This is a genomic window from Micromonospora sp. ATLC20 (genome assembly GCF_057196585.1).
The window spans coordinates 31795-48730 of record NZ_JBXUOV010000013.1 but is presented as its reverse complement, the minus strand read 5'-3'; the positions used below and the strand labels follow the sequence as shown (position 1 = coordinate 48730).

At 73.2% G+C, this 16936-nt stretch carries 16 protein-coding genes; 7 read left to right on the top strand and 9 right to left on the bottom strand.

Annotated features, from left to right (window positions below; translation table 11 throughout):
• Positions 1–13: 13 nt before the first annotated feature.
• Together AC2CHG_RS05370 and AC2CHG_RS05365 are read right to left on the bottom strand one after the other, a co-directional pair.
• Positions 14–370, bottom strand: coding sequence for a hypothetical protein (locus AC2CHG_RS05370; RefSeq protein WP_135243437.1), 357 nt, complete (start codon positions 368–370; stop codon positions 14–16).
• Positions 371–373: 3 nt separating this feature from the next.
• Positions 374–709 (bottom strand): YbaB/EbfC family nucleoid-associated protein, encoded by a 336-nt coding sequence (locus AC2CHG_RS05365; protein WP_484524267.1) that lies wholly within the window; start codon positions 707–709, stop codon positions 374–376.
• A 156-nt stretch (positions 710–865) separates the two neighbouring features.
• Between AC2CHG_RS05365 and AC2CHG_RS05360 the strand changes: the two genes are divergently transcribed.
• The gene (locus tag AC2CHG_RS05360) at positions 866–2101 is read left to right on the top strand and encodes an SUKH-3 domain-containing protein (RefSeq protein ID WP_484524266.1); all 1236 of its coding nucleotides are present in this window, start codon (positions 866–868) and stop codon (positions 2099–2101) included.
• A 15-nt stretch (positions 2102–2116) separates the two neighbouring features.
• On the opposite strand, the gene AC2CHG_RS05355 is transcribed toward AC2CHG_RS05360, so the two are convergent.
• Complete coding sequence (locus AC2CHG_RS05355; RefSeq protein WP_366624147.1) at positions 2117–3556, bottom strand: aldehyde dehydrogenase family protein; 1440 nt, start codon at positions 3554–3556, stop codon at positions 2117–2119.
• Positions 3557–3698: 142 nt separating this feature from the next.
• On the opposite strand from AC2CHG_RS05355, the gene AC2CHG_RS05350 reads away from it, so the two are divergent.
• Together AC2CHG_RS05350 and gabT are read left to right on the top strand one after the other, a co-directional pair.
• Complete coding sequence (locus AC2CHG_RS05350) at positions 3699–5135, top strand: gamma-aminobutyraldehyde dehydrogenase (RefSeq protein ID WP_366624145.1); 1437 nt, start codon at positions 3699–3701, stop codon at positions 5133–5135.
• A gap of 5 nt (positions 5136–5140) precedes the next feature.
• On the top strand, positions 5141–6412 hold the full coding sequence (gene gabT, locus AC2CHG_RS05345; RefSeq protein ID WP_484524265.1) for a 4-aminobutyrate--2-oxoglutarate transaminase: 1272 nt from the start codon (positions 5141–5143) through the stop codon (positions 6410–6412).
• Positions 6413–6479: 67 nt separating this feature from the next.
• On the opposite strand, the gene AC2CHG_RS05340 is transcribed toward gabT, so the two are convergent.
• The 6 genes from AC2CHG_RS05340 to AC2CHG_RS05315 all read right to left on the bottom strand — a co-directional run bounded on the left by AC2CHG_RS05340 (position 6480) and on the right by AC2CHG_RS05315 (position 12937).
• Positions 6480–7139, bottom strand: a complete 660-nt coding sequence (locus AC2CHG_RS05340; RefSeq protein ID WP_366624141.1) for an RlpA-like double-psi beta-barrel domain-containing protein — start codon at positions 7137–7139, stop codon at positions 6480–6482.
• 75 nt (positions 7140–7214) lie between these two features.
• Positions 7215–7850: a M15 family metallopeptidase gene (locus tag AC2CHG_RS05335; RefSeq protein WP_484524264.1), complete on the bottom strand. Its 636-nt coding sequence runs from the start codon at positions 7848–7850 to the stop codon at positions 7215–7217.
• On the bottom strand, positions 7847–8977 hold the full coding sequence (locus AC2CHG_RS05330) for a D-alanine--D-alanine ligase family protein (protein WP_366624137.1): 1131 nt from the start codon (positions 8975–8977) through the stop codon (positions 7847–7849). The genes AC2CHG_RS05335 and AC2CHG_RS05330 overlap by 4 nt, the downstream gene beginning before the upstream one ends.
• Positions 8974–11109, bottom strand: coding sequence for a pyridoxal-phosphate dependent enzyme (locus AC2CHG_RS05325; protein WP_484524263.1), 2136 nt, complete (start codon positions 11107–11109; stop codon positions 8974–8976). Before AC2CHG_RS05325 ends, AC2CHG_RS05330 begins: the two co-directional genes overlap by 4 nt.
• 113 nt (positions 11110–11222) lie before the next feature.
• A complete protein-coding gene (locus AC2CHG_RS05320) occupies positions 11223–12275 on the bottom strand; it encodes a sensor histidine kinase (RefSeq protein WP_366624133.1) in 1053 nt (350 codons plus the stop codon).
• The gene (locus AC2CHG_RS05315) at positions 12272–12937 is read right to left on the bottom strand and encodes a response regulator transcription factor (RefSeq protein ID WP_484524262.1); all 666 of its coding nucleotides are present in this window, start codon (positions 12935–12937) and stop codon (positions 12272–12274) included. Before AC2CHG_RS05315 ends, AC2CHG_RS05320 begins: the two co-directional genes overlap by 4 nt.
• 234 nt (positions 12938–13171) lie before the next feature.
• Between AC2CHG_RS05315 and AC2CHG_RS05310 the strand changes: the two genes are divergently transcribed.
• The 4 genes from AC2CHG_RS05310 to AC2CHG_RS05295 all read left to right on the top strand — a co-directional run bounded on the left by AC2CHG_RS05310 (position 13172) and on the right by AC2CHG_RS05295 (position 16928).
• Entirely contained in the window at positions 13172–14452 is a 1281-nt protein-coding gene (locus tag AC2CHG_RS05310) for a transcriptional regulator (protein WP_484524261.1), read from the top strand.
• A 40-nt stretch (positions 14453–14492) separates the two neighbouring features.
• Complete coding sequence (gene adh / locus AC2CHG_RS05305) at positions 14493–15998, top strand: aldehyde dehydrogenase (protein ID WP_355506537.1); 1506 nt, start codon at positions 14493–14495, stop codon at positions 15996–15998.
• Positions 15998–16345, top strand: coding sequence for a DUF779 domain-containing protein (locus AC2CHG_RS05300; protein WP_262012457.1), 348 nt, complete (start codon positions 15998–16000; stop codon positions 16343–16345). The genes adh and AC2CHG_RS05300 overlap by 1 nt, the downstream gene beginning before the upstream one ends.
• Before the next feature lie 133 nt (positions 16346–16478).
• A complete protein-coding gene (locus tag AC2CHG_RS05295) occupies positions 16479–16928 on the top strand; it encodes a hypothetical protein (protein ID WP_194798492.1) in 450 nt (149 codons plus the stop codon).
• Positions 16929–16936: the final 8 nt, after the last annotated feature.

Here is a 16936-nt window from a genome sequence, read left to right as displayed (position 1 = left end):
GGTCCTCCGGTGGTCAGCGCCGGGGCCGATGGGGGTTGTGCCCTTGCTGCGGGATCGTCCCGAGGTCACGGGCGTTGCTGAGGTCCGTCTCCACGGTGGCCGTGACCGAGCGGACGACGTCCGAGCCGAGCACCTCCAGCGAGCGGCCGAGAAGCTCCCACGCGCGCAGCAGCGTCTCGGCGTAGCCCTGGTAGTGCTTGTCGAACGCGGCGCCGATGTCGTCGCGGCCCCAGGGCCGCTGGGCGCTCGCGGCGGCGATCGGCTCGCCGGTCTCCCGCCGGGCCGCGCTCACCGCCCGCCCCGACAGCGCCAGGTCGGCGCCGCCGCGGCGGGCCCGGTCCGGGTCCAGCCAGATCTCTCCCCCGGCCACCTGTCACTCGCCGCGGGCCAGCACGGAGTCGGCCCGGCCGAGCAGCGCGCCGAAGTCGTGGGTGCGCAGGAACTCGACCGACGGCGAGCCCGGCGGCAGGTAGCCGGCGACAAGCTCGCGGGTGGCGGTGGTCGCCGCGGTGGAGGCACGCAGCACGGTTTCGGTGATCTTCCGGCTCAGCGCCCGGGCGTCCCGGTCGTGGAACGCCGCCGGGCTCACCTCGACACTGATCAGCTCACCTCGCGCGCCGACGATCGCGGTCACCTGACCGTCGTGGGAGCGTTCGGTGACCCGCAGGTCGGCCAGCTTGGTCTGGAGTTCGTCCAGACCGGACCGCAAGCGCTGGTATTGGCCGTACACCTCGTCGAATCGCGCTCGTAGTGCACGGTTCGCATCCCGGTCCGCACTCTCGGCCACCGTCGCTCCCCTTCCGTCACCGTGGGTAGGGCCGACCATACCGGGTGCCACGAAATCCGTGGGGTCCGGTAATTTCAGGTGGTGATCGAGCGACAGCAGGCCGAGCAGATCGCCTCGGTGTGGGCCCGGCGGGACTCCGACCGCCTCGGTTTTCCCTGCACGCCGGAGGTCGAGGAGTTCGACCTGGGCTACGTGGTGAGTTCCATCGTGTCCACCGAGGCCCCGGCGCTCCCCGGCGACCTGCCGACCACTGTCATCGACAAGGAGACCGGCGAGGTGTCCACGTGGCCGCGGGTGCCGGCCGCGGCGGTCGAGCGGATGTACCGGCAGCGACGTCCGGCCGAACCGCGCCCGCCGCGTACCGTCGATCCGGCCGCCCAACTGCTGCGTGAGCTGACCCGCCTGCCCACGCCCGGCGCGGCGGCGCACCTCACTGTCGACGGCCGGCAGCACGTCGCGCAGGGCGCGAAGGGCGAGATCGAGGTACGCCACCACCCGCTGGTGCAGTCCTATCTGGACGAGCTACCCGCGGGGCATCTGGTACGCGGCGGGGAGCGGCACGCCGAGATGATCGTCGTCTCGGACGCGCTCTACGAGCACGACCACCGTCGCGCCGCCGAAGGTCTGCCGCCGTTGTCCATCGAGGACGCGCGCGACCTGCTCGGCACCAGCCGGATCGAGGTCTATCGCAGTCGTGAGCCGGGCGATCCGCAGGGCGGACAAGCGGATCTTCCTTGCGACTCGTGCGTCCGGTTCCTGGTGCGGTTCGCGGTACTGCCGTGGTCCGACCTCGCCTTCGTGGAGGAATGGCGCCCGGAGCCGCGCGAGGTCACTGAACCCGGCCGTTTTCCCGACGAGGTCGCCCATGCCCTCATGGACGGCGGCTGGCAGATCAGCATGTTCAACGAGGCACTCGCGATGGGCGCGATGACCGAGACGAAAGCGGTCGCGGGACAGCATCACCGGCACGAGGCGTTCCCCGCCGCCGAGGCGGCGCTCACCGCGTTCCCGGCCGTCCTGAGCCGGCGGCGCGGGCCCGGCGAGCAGGTGTGGATCAGCCGGTTCACCACGAATCCGCTGCGGGCCGCGCACACCGCGGACTCCCTCGCCGATTTCGCCGCCGTCCTGGGCGCCCGTCTGTTCCCGCTCGGCAGCGAACGTCAGGAGAGCATCCTCGCGGTCGACGAGCACGGCCGCGTCTTCGCCCTCGACCAGGCCGGCGAGTGGTTCCTCGGCGCCGACATCGACGCCGCCCTCACCACCCTGCTGCTCGGCCGCGCCCCCGCCCGGGTCCGCGACGACGGCACCTGGTGAGCCGAGGGCGAGTGATCAGAGGGCCACGCCGGTCAGCACCGTGACGCGCGGCTCGGTGTAGTCGTCCATCGCGCTGCGCAGCCCTTCCCGCCCGACGCCGGAGCCCTTCATGCCGCCGTACGGCATCTGGTCGGCCCGGTACGACGGCACGTCCCCGACGATCACGCCGCCGACCTCAAGCGTGCGGGCGGCGTCGAACGCCACGTCGAGCCGGTGGGTGAAGACACCGGCCTGCAGGCCGTACACGGAGTCGTTGACGGCGGCGAACGCGGCCCGGTCGTTCGCGACCGGGGCGACCACCAGCACCGGTCCGAACACCTCCTCGGCGCACACCTTCGCGTCGGCCGGCACGCCACTGAGCACCGTGGGCGGGTAGGTGGCGCCGTCGCGCCGCCCGCCGGTCTCGATGACGGCGCCGGCGGCGACCGCCTCGTCCACCCAGGTCTCGACGCGCTGCGCCGCCTCGACCGACACCAGCGGGCCGACGTCGGTCAGCTCGGATCGCGGGTCGCCGGTGCGCAGCGCCTGCACCGCCGCGACGAGCCGGGGCAGGAAGCCGTCGTAGAGCCATTCGTGCACGTAGACCCGCTGCACCGCGATGCACGACTGCCCGGCCTGGTAGTTGGAGAACGTGGCGATGCGGTGCGCGGCGAAGGTCAGGTCCTCGTCCGCCGCCCAGTCCTCGCAGACGACCACCGCGGCGTTACCGCCGAGTTCCAGCGTGACGTGCTTGTCCGGGGCGGCCCGGCGGATGGCCGCGCCGACCGGTCCGGAGCCGGTGAACGACACCACCGGCAGCCGCGGGTCGGTGACCAGTTCGGCGGCACGCTCGTTCGGCAGCGGCAGCACCGAGAACATGCCCTCGGGCAGGTCGGTCTCGGCCAGGATCTCGCCGAGCAGCAGCGCGGTGAGCGGGGTGGCCGGGGCGGGCTTGACCACGATCGGGGTGCCGACGGCGAGCGCCGGGGCGACCTTGTGGGCGACCAGGTTGAGCGGGAAGTTGAACGGGGTGATGCCGAGCACCGGGCCGCGCGGCACGCGCCGGACCAGGGCGATCCGGCCGGTGGCGGCGGGGTCGGTGTCGAGTCGTTGCAGTTCGCCGGAGAAGCGGCGGGCCTCCTCGGCGGCCCAGCGGAAGGTGGAGATCGCGCGTCCCACCTCGGCCTTCGCCCATTTGACCGGCTTGCCGTTCTCGGCGGTGATCAGCGCGGCGACCTCGTCGGCCCGCTCGGCGAGCCGGCGGGAGACGTGGTCCAGGGCCGCAGCGCGGGCGTGCGCGGGCAGGGCCGCGGCCTCCGCCGCCACCCGGGCGGCGCCCGCGACGGCGGCTTCGACCTGGTCGGCCGTGGCGAGCGTGGTACGCCCCACCGGCTGTCCGTCGTACGGGTGGGTGACTGTCAGCTCGTCCCCGCCGTGGGCGGGGCGACCGGCGACGTAGAAGGCTCTCGGCTCCACGACCGGCAGCCTAGACCACAGGTGCCCACGCGGAAACAGTTGCTCAAACCCTTGTCTGCCTCGGATTTAGTAGCCAAGATGGCAGTCAGATTGCGATAACCTCCGCTGACCCTCCTCCCGGCCACCTTCTCGGAGACTTCTGATGAGCGACCAGCAGCAGCTGCGCAACTTCGTCAACGGCGAGTACGTCGACCCGGTGGACGGCGGCTACACCGACCTGATCGACCCGTGCACCGGCGAGGTCTTCGCCCAGGCCCCGGTCTCCGGCGCGGCGGACGTGGACGCGGCGATGAAGGCCGCCTCCGCCGCGTTCGAGACCTGGCGGGACGCCACGCCGGCCGAGCGGCAGCGGGCGCTGCTGAAGTTCGCCGACGCGGTGGAGTCGCGGGCCGCCGAGCTGGTCGACGCGGAGGTCCGCAACACCGGCAAGCCCCGGCAGCTCACGGCCGACGAGGAGCTGCCGCCCGCGGTGGACGAGCTGCGCTTCTTCGCCGGGGCGGCCCGCCTGCTGGAGGGGCGCTCGGCCGGTGAGTACATGGCCGGGCACACCTCGTACGTGCGGCGCGAGCCGATCGGCGTCTGCGCCCAGGTGACGCCCTGGAACTACCCGCTGATGATGGCGGTCTGGAAGATCGCCCCGGCGCTGGCGGCGGGTAACGCGGTGGTGCTGAAGCCGTCGGACACCACGCCGGTGTCGACGCTGCTGCTGGCCGAGATCGCCGCCGAGCACCTTCCCCCTGGTGTGTTCAACGTGGTCTGCGGCGACCGCGACACCGGCCGTACGCTGGTGTCCCACCCGACCCCGCAGCTCGTGTCGATCACCGGCTCGACCCGCGCGGGCATGGAGGTCGCCGCCGCGGCGGCGCCGGACCTGAAGCGGACGCACCTGGAGCTGGGCGGCAAGGCCCCGGTGGTGATCTTCGACGACGCGGACGTGGCGGCGGCGGCCGAGGCGATCGCGATGGGCGGCTACTTCAACGCCGGTCAGGACTGCACGGCGGCGACCCGCGTGCTCACCGGTCCGGGCATCCACGAGGACTTCGTGGCCGCGCTGACCGAGCAGGCCCGCAACACCCGCACCGGCGCGCCGGACGACGCCGACGTGCTCTACGGCCCGCTGAACAACGCCAACCAGCTCGCCCGGGTGAGCGGCTTCGTGGACCGCCTGCCGGACCACGCGAACGTCACCACCGGCGGCGCCCGGGTCGGCGAGCGCGGCTTCTTCTACGCCCCGACAGTGGTCTCCGGCGTACGCCAGACCGACGAGATCATCCAGGACGAGGTGTTCGGGCCGGTCATCACCGTGCAGCGCTTCTCCGACGAGGACGAGGCGGTGCGCTGGGCCAACGGCGTGGACTACGGCCTGTCCGCCTCGGTGTGGACGCGCGACCACGGCCGGGCCATGCGGATGACGCGTCGGCTGGACTTCGGCTGCGTCTGGGTGAACACGCACATCCCGTTCGTCTCGGAGATGCCGCACGGCGGCTTCAAGCACTCCGGCCACGGCAAGGACCTGTCGGTCTACAGCCTGGAGGACTACACCCGGGTCAAGCACGTCATGCACAACATCGAGGGCTGATCCCCATGACCACCAGCGATGAGCTGCACAAGCGCCGGGTCGAGGCGGTGGCGCGGGGCGTCGGCAGCACGATTCCCGCGTACGTGGACCGGGCGGGCGGCGGCACCATCACCGACGTGGACGGCCGGGAGTGGATCGACTTCGCCGCCGGCATCGCCGTCACCAACGTGGGCAACTCCGCGCCGCGCGTGGTCGAGGCGGTACGCGCGCAGGTCGAGCGGTTCACCCACACCTGCTTCATGGTCGCGCCGTACGAGTCGTACGTGGCGGTCTGCGAGCAGCTCAACGCGCTCACCCCGGGTGGCTTCGCGAAGCGCTCGGCGCTGTTCAACTCCGGCGCCGAGGCGGTGGAGAACGCGGTGAAGATCGCCCGCCACGCGACCGGGCGGCCCGCGGTGGTGGTGTTCGACCACGCTTACCACGGCCGGACCAACCTGACCATGGCGCTGACCGCGAAGAACATGCCGTACAAGCACCGGTTCGGGCCGTTCGCCGGTGAGGTCTACCGGGTGCCGATGTCGTACCCGCTGCGCGACGGCGGGCTCGACGGCGCCACCGCGGCGGCCCGGTCGATCGAGATGATCGAGAAGCAGGTGGGCGCGGAGAACGTGGCCGCGCTGCTGATCGAGCCGATCCAGGGCGAGGGCGGTTTCGTCGTACCCGCTGAGGGTTTCCTGCCGGCGCTGCGCGAGTGGGCGACGGCGGCCGGGGTGGTGTTCGTCGCCGACGAGATCCAGACCGGTTTCTGCCGCACCGGCGACTGGTTCGCCTGCGAGCACGAGGGCGTCGAGCCGGACCTGGTCACGCTGGCCAAGGGCATCGCGGGCGGCCTGCCGCTGGCGGCGGTGACCGGCCGGGCGGAGCTGATGGACGCGGTGCACGTCGGCGGTCTGGGCGGCACGTACGGCGGCAACCCGATCGCCTGCGCCGCCGCGCTCGCGGCGATGGAGACGATGCGGGAGCTGGACCTGGCCGCCGCCGCGCGCCGGATCGGCGCGGTGATGGGTGAGCGGCTGCACGCGATCGCCGCCGGTGATCCGCGCGTGGCAGAGGTACGCGGCCGGGGCGCGATGCTCGCCGTGGAGATCGTGCAGCCGGGCACGCTGACCCCGGACCCGGCCGCCACGGCGGCGATCTCGGCGGCCTGCCACGCGGCCGGGCTGCTCACACTGACCTGCGGCACCTACGGCAACGTGCTGCGGTTCCTGCCTCCGCTCGTCATCTCCGACGACGAGCTGGGCCGGGGGCTGGACATCCTGGCGGCCGCCTTCGGCTGAATCCGGACGTGGAACACCATGGGCCCGATCTCCCCCAGGACCGGCCCATGGTGTTCCGCCCGGAGGATCAGCGGAGCAGCTCCACGGTGTTGCGCCGGACCAGGTTCTTGCCGGGTTCCCGGATCGCGTCCATGGCCGCCGTGTTCAGCAGCACGCAACTACCGGACGGCCCGGTCACCGTCACCGTCACCACCTTGTCGTTGTCCAGGTTCGTCACCCGCAGCCGGGTGCCGAGCGGGAACTGACCGCTGGTGGCGGCCGGCGCCCCGCCCTCGGCGAAGAACGTGAGCGCGCCGGAGCAGACGCTGCCGCCGATCGGCTGCGCCGCGCCCGGCCGGGTCTCACCCGGCTGCACACCGGGCGCCGGGGCGCCGCCGCCGTCGAGGCGTTCCACCACGTTGCGGCGGATGACGTTCTTGCCCGGCTCGCGTACCAGGTCCATGGCGGCGGCGTTCAGCAGCACGCAGCTCCCGGACGGCCCGGTCACCGTCACCGTGGTCACCTTGCGGTTGTCCAGGTTCGTCACCCGCAGCCGGGTGCCCACCGGGAACCTGTCACTCGTCGCGGCCGGCGGCCCGCCCTCGGCCGAGAAGGTCACCGACCCGGCGCAGACCGATCGCGCGGCCGGCGCGGTGTCCGCGAAACCGAGTCCGGTGCCCACCGAGACCGCCACCGTGGCGGTCACCGCCACAGTCGCCGCCAGCACGTGCTTGCGCTGCACCCTCACGTTCTCTCCCGTCGTCGCCGTCGTTCGACGCGTGGTACGGACGGGAGGACCGGAACGTTCACCTGGGCTGATGGACTACAACGGACCGTAGCGGGTTTGTGGCGCTCCGGTCATCAACGCCCAGTACCTGTCGCCGTAGGACCAGTGCCACCACTCCGTCGGGTAGTTCACCAGCCCCGCACCGCTCAGCGCCGCCACCAGCACGTTCCGGTTGCGCCAGGCGCTGACCGGGATGTGCCGGGCCGCGGTGAAGCAGGCGTCGGCGCTCTCCTCCGGGGTGGCGTCGAGCGCGGTGCCCATGTCCAGCTCCATACCGTCGGCGTCACACAGGGTGAGGTCCACTGCTCCGCCGGTGCTGTGCGGGGCCACAGCGACCGGCGAGACGAACTTGGTGGTCTCCCGGTGCAGCCGGTCCGCCGGCCAGTCCGGGTGACGCCGCCGCAGTTCGTCCCGGTAGCCGGTGAAGATGTCGAGCTGCGCCCGGTACGGCCGGTAGCCCTCGACCACGAGCAGGCGCAGCCCGGCCGGCAGCGCGCGCTGCGCGGCCAGCAACCGGTCCGCGACACCGCGCCGCACCCGGGCGTACGCCCCGGCGGGGTCGGCGGCCCGCCCGTCCACCCGCAGCCCGGGCATCTCGCGCAGGTCCACCAGGGGTTCGCCGTCGTCGCGGCTGGACACCGCGGCGACCCGGGGGTCGGAGAGCAGGATCACGGCGTACCCCCGGGGTGTTCGCGCGACGGCCGGGCCGCGTGCCTGGTGAAGGCGAGCGCGACGAGCCGGTCCACCACCTCGGGGTACGCGACGCCGGATTCGGCCCACACCTTCGGGTACATCGAGTGCGCGGTGAAGCCGGGCAGCGTGTTCAGCTCGTTGACGAACAGGTCACCGGTGGCCTCGTCGTAGAGGAAGTCGACACGGGCCAGGCCCCAGCCGCCGATCGCGGTGAACGCCCGCACCGACAGCTCCCGGATCCGCTCGGTGACCTCGTCCGGCAGCGGCGCCGGGACGATCATCGGGTCGGCGTCGCCGAAGTACTTCTGCCGGTAGTCGAACCAGCCGCCCGCGACCCGGACCTCCCCGACCGCCGACGCCTCCGGCTGCCAGCCGCCGAGCACGCCGCACTCCAGCTCCCGGCCGGTCACGCCCTGCTCGACGAGCACCACGTGGTCGTGCCGGAACGCCTCCTCCACGGCCGCCACCAGGTCGTCGCCGTCGGCGACCCGGGAGATCCCGATCGAGGAGCCCATCCGGGCCGGCTTGACGAACAGCGGCCCGCGCAGCCCGACCACCAGCTTCTCCGGGTCGGACGCGGCCCGCCAGGTCGGCTCGTCGAACCAGACGTACGGCGTGGTCGGCACGTCCTCGGCCCGCAGCGCCCGCTTCATCGCCACCTTGTCCATGCCGACTGCGGAGGCGAGGATCCCGCACCCGACGTACGGCACCCCGAGTGATTCCAGCAGCCCCTGCACCACGCCGTCCTCGCCGTACGGGCCGTGCAGCACCGGGAACACCACATCCAGTTCGGCGTGCACAGTCGCGGGGGCGTCGGCCGCGCCGACCGCGACGGTGCCGGCTGTCGTGCCGCGTCGCAGCTCGACCGCCGGGCCGGTGACCGGCAGCCGGTCGTCGATCGCCCGCCCGGCGGCCACGGTGCCGAGGTGCTGCGCCAGCACCGGTTCGGGCAGCAGCCGGATCCCGCCGGTACGGGTGATGCCGAGCGCCACCACCCGGTGCCCCTGCTCGGCCAGGGCCCGGGCCACGCCGAGCGCCGAGGCGCAGGAGACCTCGTGTTCCGCCGACGGGCCTCCGAACAGGACACCGATCCGCACTGTCCTCATGCCGCCACTCCCACAGTCATCCGGTCGCCCGCCAGCCGGGCCACCAGGTCCGCTTCCACGTTTCCGCCGGTCAGCACCACGCCGACAGTCATCCACCGCCGGCCCTCGGGCGGCCACGGCGCCCCGCCCCCGGGACGGGCGACGCCGCCCGCGCCGGCCACCTCGCCCAGCCGCAGCGCGCCGGCCAGCGCGGCCGCGCCGGACGGCTCGACGAGCACCTTCAGGTCCAGCAGGAGCAGCCGGAACGCCTCGGCGATCGCGTCGTCGTCGACCCGGACCACCCCGCGTACGCGGTTGCGGGCCACCGCGAACGGCAGGTCACCGACGCAGCCGGGACGGAGTCCGTCGGCCAGGCTCGGCGCCGGGGCGACGGGTGTGGGCCGTCCGGCGGCCAGGCTGCGCGCCAGCGAGTCGCACCCGACCGGCTCCACGCCGTACACCTCGATCGGCGTTCCGGTCGCCGCCAGGCAGGCACCGGCGATGCCGCCGCCCCCGCCCACCGGCACCACGAGCGCGTCCAGCGGTGTACCGCGCCGCGCCGCCTCCTCGATCAGTTCCAGGCTCGCGCTGCCCTGCCCGGCCACCACGTCCGGGTGGTCGTACGCGTCGACGAGCGGGTGGCCCTCCATCTCGGCGATCCGCCGGGCGACTGCGAGGCGCTCCTCGACTGTGGTGCCGGCCCGGACCACCCGGGCGCCCGCGGCGCGCGCCCGGTCCACCTTGACCGGCGCGGCGTCCTCCGGCAGCACGACGGTCGCGGCCAGCCCGTGCCGGCGCGCGGCGAGCGCCACCGCGACGGCATGGTTGCCGGTGCTCTGCGCGACCACGCCGGTGTGCCCGGCGGCGGCGAGCCGGCCCACCGCCAGCATTGCGCCGCGCATCTTGTACGAGCCGCCGTCCTGCAGGTTCTCCGCCTTGAGCAGGATGCGGGCGCCGGCCAGGCGGTCGATCGCCGGGCTGTGCAGCACCGGGGTACGCACCACCCGGCCGGACAGCACGCGGGCGGCCTCCTCGACATGTGTTCGGTCCGGCAGTACCGGCGCGTCGATTCGGGGCATGGTCTCTCCTTCGGGATTCGAGTGGGCGCGGCGGCGCGGCAGGTCGAACAGCCAGTGCGCGCCGAGCGCGGTGAGGCCGCGGTGCGCGGCGAGGCTCAGTGCCAGCACGAGCGCGGTGAGCAGGACCGGGTAGACGGTCACCAGCAGCGCCCGGGCCGGCCCGGGCAGGCCGGCCACCGGTGCGGCGAGGAGCCGGTCCAGCAGCGCAAGCACCGGCATGTGGATCACGTAGACGGGGAGGGTGCGGCGGCCGAGCCGGGCCAGTGCCGGACCGGCCAGGCGGTGCCGGGCCAGCCGGGCGGCGGCGGTCAGCCCGAACGCCACAGCGATCACGGAGACGAGCAGGTACACGCCGGGCCACCTCTGCGCGCCAGCGAGCGCCATGGCGGCCAGCCCGATCGCGTACGCGAGGCCGGTGCCGGCGAGCCGGCGGGTGCTGGTGCCGTCCGCCCACCGCGTCAGGTACGGCTTCAGGTGCACCCCGGCCAGGAAGAACACCAGATTCTGGTAGACCTGCCCCCGGTTGCCGGGGCTGTCCAGCAGCCCGGTGGCGGCGACCGCGGACAGCGCGCCCGCAGCAGCCAGCAGCACCGCCGGATGGACCCGGCGCAGCGCCTTCGCGATCGCGAAGTAGAGCGCCAGCGCGTACAGGTACCAGAGGTTGGACGGCGTCACGGTGAGCTGAGCCAGCAGCTCGCCGGGGCTGGTGGCCCGGTCGGTCGGGAAACCGGGCGCGAGCGCCAGCAGCGCGGTGTGGATGAGCAGCCAGATGGCATAGAGGTAGAGGTTCTGTGCGATCCGGGGCCGCCCGGCCACCCGCCACGGGCGGGCCACCGCGTTCGCCGCGAAGACGCCGGAGATCGTGAAGAACAACGGCATCCGCAGCGGCAGCAACTGCTCACCGAGCAGGCCCCACGCGCCCGGCACCGGCAGGCCGACGCGCCAGTCGACGCGCAGGTAGTCCTTGACGACGACGTGCCAGAGCACCACGAGCACGATGCAGGCGCCCTTCGCCACGTCGGCCCAGACCACCCGGCCATCGGACGGCGCGTTCCCCTCGGTACGGGTCGGCACTGCGGTCTCCTCTCCGGCCGTCTGCGGGTGGGAGGCGGCGGCGCCGGTCCCGTCCTCGGGCAGGTGTCATCGCGGGACGCCGCGACGGCGGCTCCCGGAGTCGTGTGGGGTGGTCAGCCCACGGTGGGCAGGTGGACGTCGACCCGCAGGCCGCCGTCCGCACCCGGGCGGGCGGCGATGATGCCGCCGTGCGCCTGGGTGATGGAGCGGGCGATGGCCAGGCCGAGCCCGGCACCGCCACCCTGGTTGGTCCGGTCCCGGGCGAGGCGCCGGAACGGCTCGAACAGCCCGTCGACCGCTTCGGCGGGGACGGCCTGCCCGCTGTTGACGACGGTCAGCGCGGGGTCACCGCCGACCGTGACGACGAGCCGGCCGCCCTCGCGGTTGTACTTGATGCCGTTCTCCACCAGGTTCGTGACAAGGCGTTCCAGCAGTACTCGCTCGCCGGTCACGATCCGGGGCGACAGCCGGGCCTCGACCGTCACGCCGGCCTCGGCGGCCCGGTCGGCGTACGCGGCCAGCACGCCGGTGACGATCTGTTCGAGGCGCTGCGGCGTGGAGGACCGCAGGCCCTGGTCGCTCTCGCTGAGCGCGAGCAGCCCTTCGATCAGCCGCTCGTTGCGTTCGTTCGTGGCGAGCAGCTGGGCGGTCAGCAGTTCCAGTTGCTCTCCGGTGAGCGACTGGGCCATGCCGACCTCGATCAGGGTGCGTTGCACCGCGAGCGGCGTACGCAGTTCGTGCGAGGCGTTCGCGGCGAACCGCCGCTGCCCCTCGTACCCGGCGGCGACCCGGTCCAGCATGTCGTCGATCGCGCGGCCGAGCCCGGCCAGCTCGTCCCGGCCGCCGCGCCGGATCCGGTAGCCGAGGTTCTGCGGCCCCAGGTTCGCGATCGGGGCGGCCAGGTCGTGCACCGGGCGCAGGCACCAGCGGGCAGCGCCCCACACCGCGAATCCGGCGGCCACCAGCACCAGCAACTGGGTCAGCAGCGGCAGCAGCGGCACGAACGGGCGGCCCGGCTCGCACACCGCACCGATGGTGGCGAGGCCGCAGAACCACTGGGCCTGCCCCCACACCAGTCCGAGCAGCGACTTGACCATGTTGGGCACGAAGAACCCGGCCAGCAGGGCGAGCACCCCGATCAGCAGGATGCGGCGACGGGGGCTCACTCCGGCTCGCCGATCCGGTAGCCGGCCTTCGGCACGGTGTGGATGACCGACGGCTGGCCGAGCTTCTTGCGCAGGGTCATCACCGTCACCCGGACCGCGTTGGTGAACGGGTCGGCGAACTCGTCCCACGCCTGTTCCAGCAGCTCCTCGGCGCTGACCACCCGGCCACCGGCCCGCATCAGCACGTGCAGGACGGCGAACTCCTTCGGGCTCAGCCCGAGCGGGCTGCCGTCCCGGGTCGCGGTGTGCCGGGCCACGTCGAGCACCACGCCGTGCCGTTCCAGCACCGGCGGCAGCGCCGGGGTGGACCGGCGGCCCAGCGCCTGCACCCGCGCCACCAGCTCGGCGAACGCGAACGGCTTGGTCAGGTAGTCGTCGGCGCCCAGCCCGAGGCCGGCGACCCGGTCCCGGATGCCGGCGGCGGCGGTGAGCAGCAGCACGCGGGTGCCGGCGTCGGCCCCGGCCAGGCTCCGGCACACCTCGTCGCCGGTGGCGCCGGGCATGTCCCGGTCCAGCACCGCCACGTCGTACCGGTTGACCCCGATCCGTTCCAGCGCGCCGTCCCCGTCGTAGCAGACGTCGACGGCCATGGAGAACCGTCGCAACCCCTCGGCGACCGTGTCCGCCAAGAGCCGCTCGTCGTCCGCCACCAGCACCCGCACCTTGCGCTCCCCCGTCTTTCCTCGTCGTCCGGCACACCTTCGCAGGCCGCAGTTAAGGGTTCTGTAAGCGTCCGCAGCAGCCATCCTCCACGCGGGCCACGCTGCGACAACCGGCGTAGGGCCGTCTGGGCCGTTCGTCCGGTCCGCGGGCGGCGCGCGCACTGCTGAAGTGACCCGGATCACGCATTGGCGCTCAGGCGTGAGGTGGGTCACGATGGGTGGAAGGAGGCGCTGGTGGCTGACCCGTGGCTCGCCCTGGAGTTCGGCGCGGATCCGGCGGAGCGGATCGCGCAGATCGGTGCCGCCCACGAGGCGTTCCTCGCCAGGGGCACCACCGGTGGCGTCCGGGAGGTGGTGGCCCGTTCGTGGGAGCGGTCCGCGCTGCTCGACCCGGAGGCCACCGCGCCGGTCGACCTCACCGACGAGGCGCTGGAGAGCTACCGCGCCGCGCACCCGCTGGCCCGGGTGATGCCGCTGTTCCGCGACCTGCTCGGCGGCATCGCGCAGGACGGCGCACACCTGATGGCGGTCTGCGACGCCGCCGGCCGGCTGCTCTGGGTGGAGGGCCACCCGGGGGTGCTGCGGCACGCCGAGCGGATGAACTTCGTGCCGGGCGCCCGCTGGGACGAGGCGCACGCCGGCACGAACGCCCCCGGCACCGCCCTCGCCGTCGACCACGGCGTGCAGATCTTCGCCACCGAGCACTTCGTCCGGCCGGTGCAGCGCTGGACCTGCGCCGCCGCGCCGATCCACGACCCGGCCAGCGGCGCGCTGCTCGGGGCCGTCGACATCACCGGCGGGGACCACCTGGCCAACCCGCAGAGCCTCGCGCTGGTGCGGGCGACCGCCCGGGCCGCCGAGGCGTTCCTGGCCGGCGCCGCGCCCACCGCGCCGGACGTGGCGTACGTGTCGGCGCTCGGGCGGGACGAGGCGGAGCTGCGCGTCGGCGGCCGGCGCATCCGGCTCGGCCGGCGGCACAGCGAACTGCTGGTGCTGCTCGTCGACCATCCCGAGGGACGAACCGGGGAACAGCTCGGCCTCGACCTCTACGGCGACGACAGGCGGCACCCGGTCACGCTGCGCGCCGAACTGTCCCGGCTGCGCCGCGTGCTCGGCGAGGAACTGCTCGACTCCCGCCCGTACCGGCTGCGCCCGACCGTGCGCGCCGACTTCCGTACCGTCACCGAACTGCTGGAACGTGGCGATCCGGCGGCGGCGCTGCGCGCGTACCCCGGGCCCCTGCTGCCCGGGTCGGACGCGCCGGGAGTCGCGCGACTGCGCCGCCTGGTCGACGGCCAGTTGCGCGCCGCCGTGCTGGCCGGCGCCGACCCGGGGCTGCTCGCGGCCTGGACCGCGACGGCGGCCGGGACCGACGACCTGGCCGCGTGGCAGGCCCTGGCCCGGGCGCTGCCGCCGGGCGCGCCCCGCCGGCCACTCGCTGTCGTGCGGGCCCGCCAGCTCGCCGAGGAGTACGCGCTGCCGCGCGCAACGTTCCTGCAACGTCCCGGAAACTAGCCTGCCCGCCATCCACCCCAGACGGACGGCGGAGGTACCCATGACGCGCTACGACGCCCCCACCCACTGGCAGTCCCGCTACGACCACTACATCGGCGGCGAGTACGTGAAGCCGCACGGTGGGAAGTACTTCGAGAACCCGACGCCGGTGACCGGGCAGACCTTCTGCGAGGTGGCCCGGGGCACCGCCGAGGACGTGGAGAAGGCGCTCGACGCGGCGCACGGCGCGGCCGACGCGTGGGGCCGCACGTCGGTCGCCGAACGCTCGCTGATCCTCAACCGGATCGCCGACCGCATGCAGGACAACCTGGAGTCCCTGGCGATCGCCGAGACGTGGGAGAACGGCAAGCCGGTACGCGAGACGCTCGCCGCCGACATCCCGCTCGCGATCGACCACTTCCGCTACTTCGCCGGGGCGATCCGGGCGCAGGAGGGCTCGCTCGGCGAAATCGACGACGACACAGTGGCCTACCACTTCCACGAGCCGCTGGGCGTGGTCGGGCAGATCATCCCGTGGAACTTCCCGATCCTCATGGCGGTGTGGAAGCTCGCCCCGGCACTCGCCGCCGGCAACGCGGTGGTGCTCAAGCCGGCCGAGCAGACGCCCGCCTCGATCCACTACCTGCTCTCGCTGATCGGCGACCTGCTGCCGCCCGGCGTGCTCAACGTGGTGAACGGCTTCGGCGTCGAGGCGGGCAAGCCGCTGGCGTCCTCCCCGCGGGTGGCGAAGGTGGCGTTCACCGGCGAGACCACCACCGGGCGGCTGATCATGCAGTACGCCAGCGAGAACATCAAGCCGGTCACGCTGGAGCTGGGCGGCAAGAGCCCGAACATCTTCTTCGACGACGTCAGCGCCGCGTCCGACGACTTCCGGGACAAGGCCCTCGAAGGCTTCACCATGTTCGCGCTCAACCAGGGCGAGGTGTGCACCTGCCCGTCCCGGGCGCTCATCCAGCAGGGCCACTACTCCGACTTCCTCGCCGCCGCCGTCGAGCGGACGAAGGCGGTCAAGCAGGGGCACCCGCTGGACACCGACACGATGGTCGGCGCGCAGGCGTCGAACGACCAGTTGGAGAAGATCCTGTCCTACCTGGACATCGGGCGGCAGGAGGGCGCTCGCGTCCTCACCGGCGGCGAGCGCGCCGACCTCGGCGGCGAACTGTCCGGCGGCTACTACGTCCAGCCGACCATCTTCGAGGGCGACAACTCCATGCGGATCTTCCAGGAGGAGATCTTCGGCCCGGTCGTGTCGGTGACCTCCTTCGCCGACCTGGACGACGCCGTGAAGATCGCCAACGACACGCTGTACGGGCTCGGCGCGGGCGTGTGGACCCGGGACCTGAACACCGCGTACCGGGCCGGACGGGCGATCCAGGCCGGTCGGGTGTGGACGAACTGCTACCACGCCTACCCGGCGCACGCGGCGTTCGGCGGCTACAAGCAGTCCGGCATCGGCCGGGAGAACCACAAGATGATGCTGGAGCACTACCAGCAGACCAAGAACCTGCTGGTCAGCTACTCGCCGAAGAAGCTGGGCTTCTTCTGATGGGCGACACCGTGACAGTGACCCCCGCGGCGGCCGACCTGATCCGGTCGCTGCGGGGGCAGCACGGCCCGCTGATGTTCCACCAGTCCGGCGGCTGCTGTGACGGCAGCGCCCCCATGTGCTACCCGGCCGGTGAGTTCCGCACCGGCGGCTCGGACGTGCTGCTCGCCTCGCTGGCGGTCGACGGCGTGCCCGAGCCGGTGGAGTTCTGGATGTCGAAGGCCCAGTGGGAGCTGTGGCAGCACACCCGGCTCACCGTCGACGTGGTGCCCGGCCGGGGCAGCGGCTTCTCCCTGGAGGCCCCGGAGGGCGTCCGCTTCCTCATCCGGTCCCACCTGAACCGCTGATCTGTCCGAGATCTTGCAGCTCGCGGGCATCGCGGCGGTGGGATGCTGACGCCGTCCACTTCGGAGAACGCGTCCCACCACCGCTCGAGTCGCTACCGGGTCGCGTCCGCCACCGCCCGACAGGAGACCGCCCATGCACCCGGTCCGACAGCCAGTGCTCGCCGCCGGCCTCACCGCCCTGGCCACCGCCGCCACGCTCGGGCTCGCACCCGGCGCCGCCGTCGCCGCCCCGGCGGCCTCCCCCAGCATCTCCGTCAACTGGTTCGGCACGGCCGACGCGCGGGCGCACACCGCCACCGTCGGTGGCCGGTTCGACTGCGGCGCGGAGCGCGGCCTCGCGTACATCGAGGTGCACCTCGACCAACGGGTCCGGCGCGGCTCGGTCACCGGCTTCGGATTCGGGGTGATCGGCGCGTGCACCGACGAGCGCACCGCCGGCACCTGGACCGCAACCATCCCCGCCGACCAGGGCAGATTCCGTCCCGGCCGGGCAACGACGATCGCCCGCCTGGTGATCGAGCCCAACTCGATTACCGAAACCACCGAGCCCGTACGCCTGCGCCCCCGCTGCGCCCACCCCTGACCGCGTCG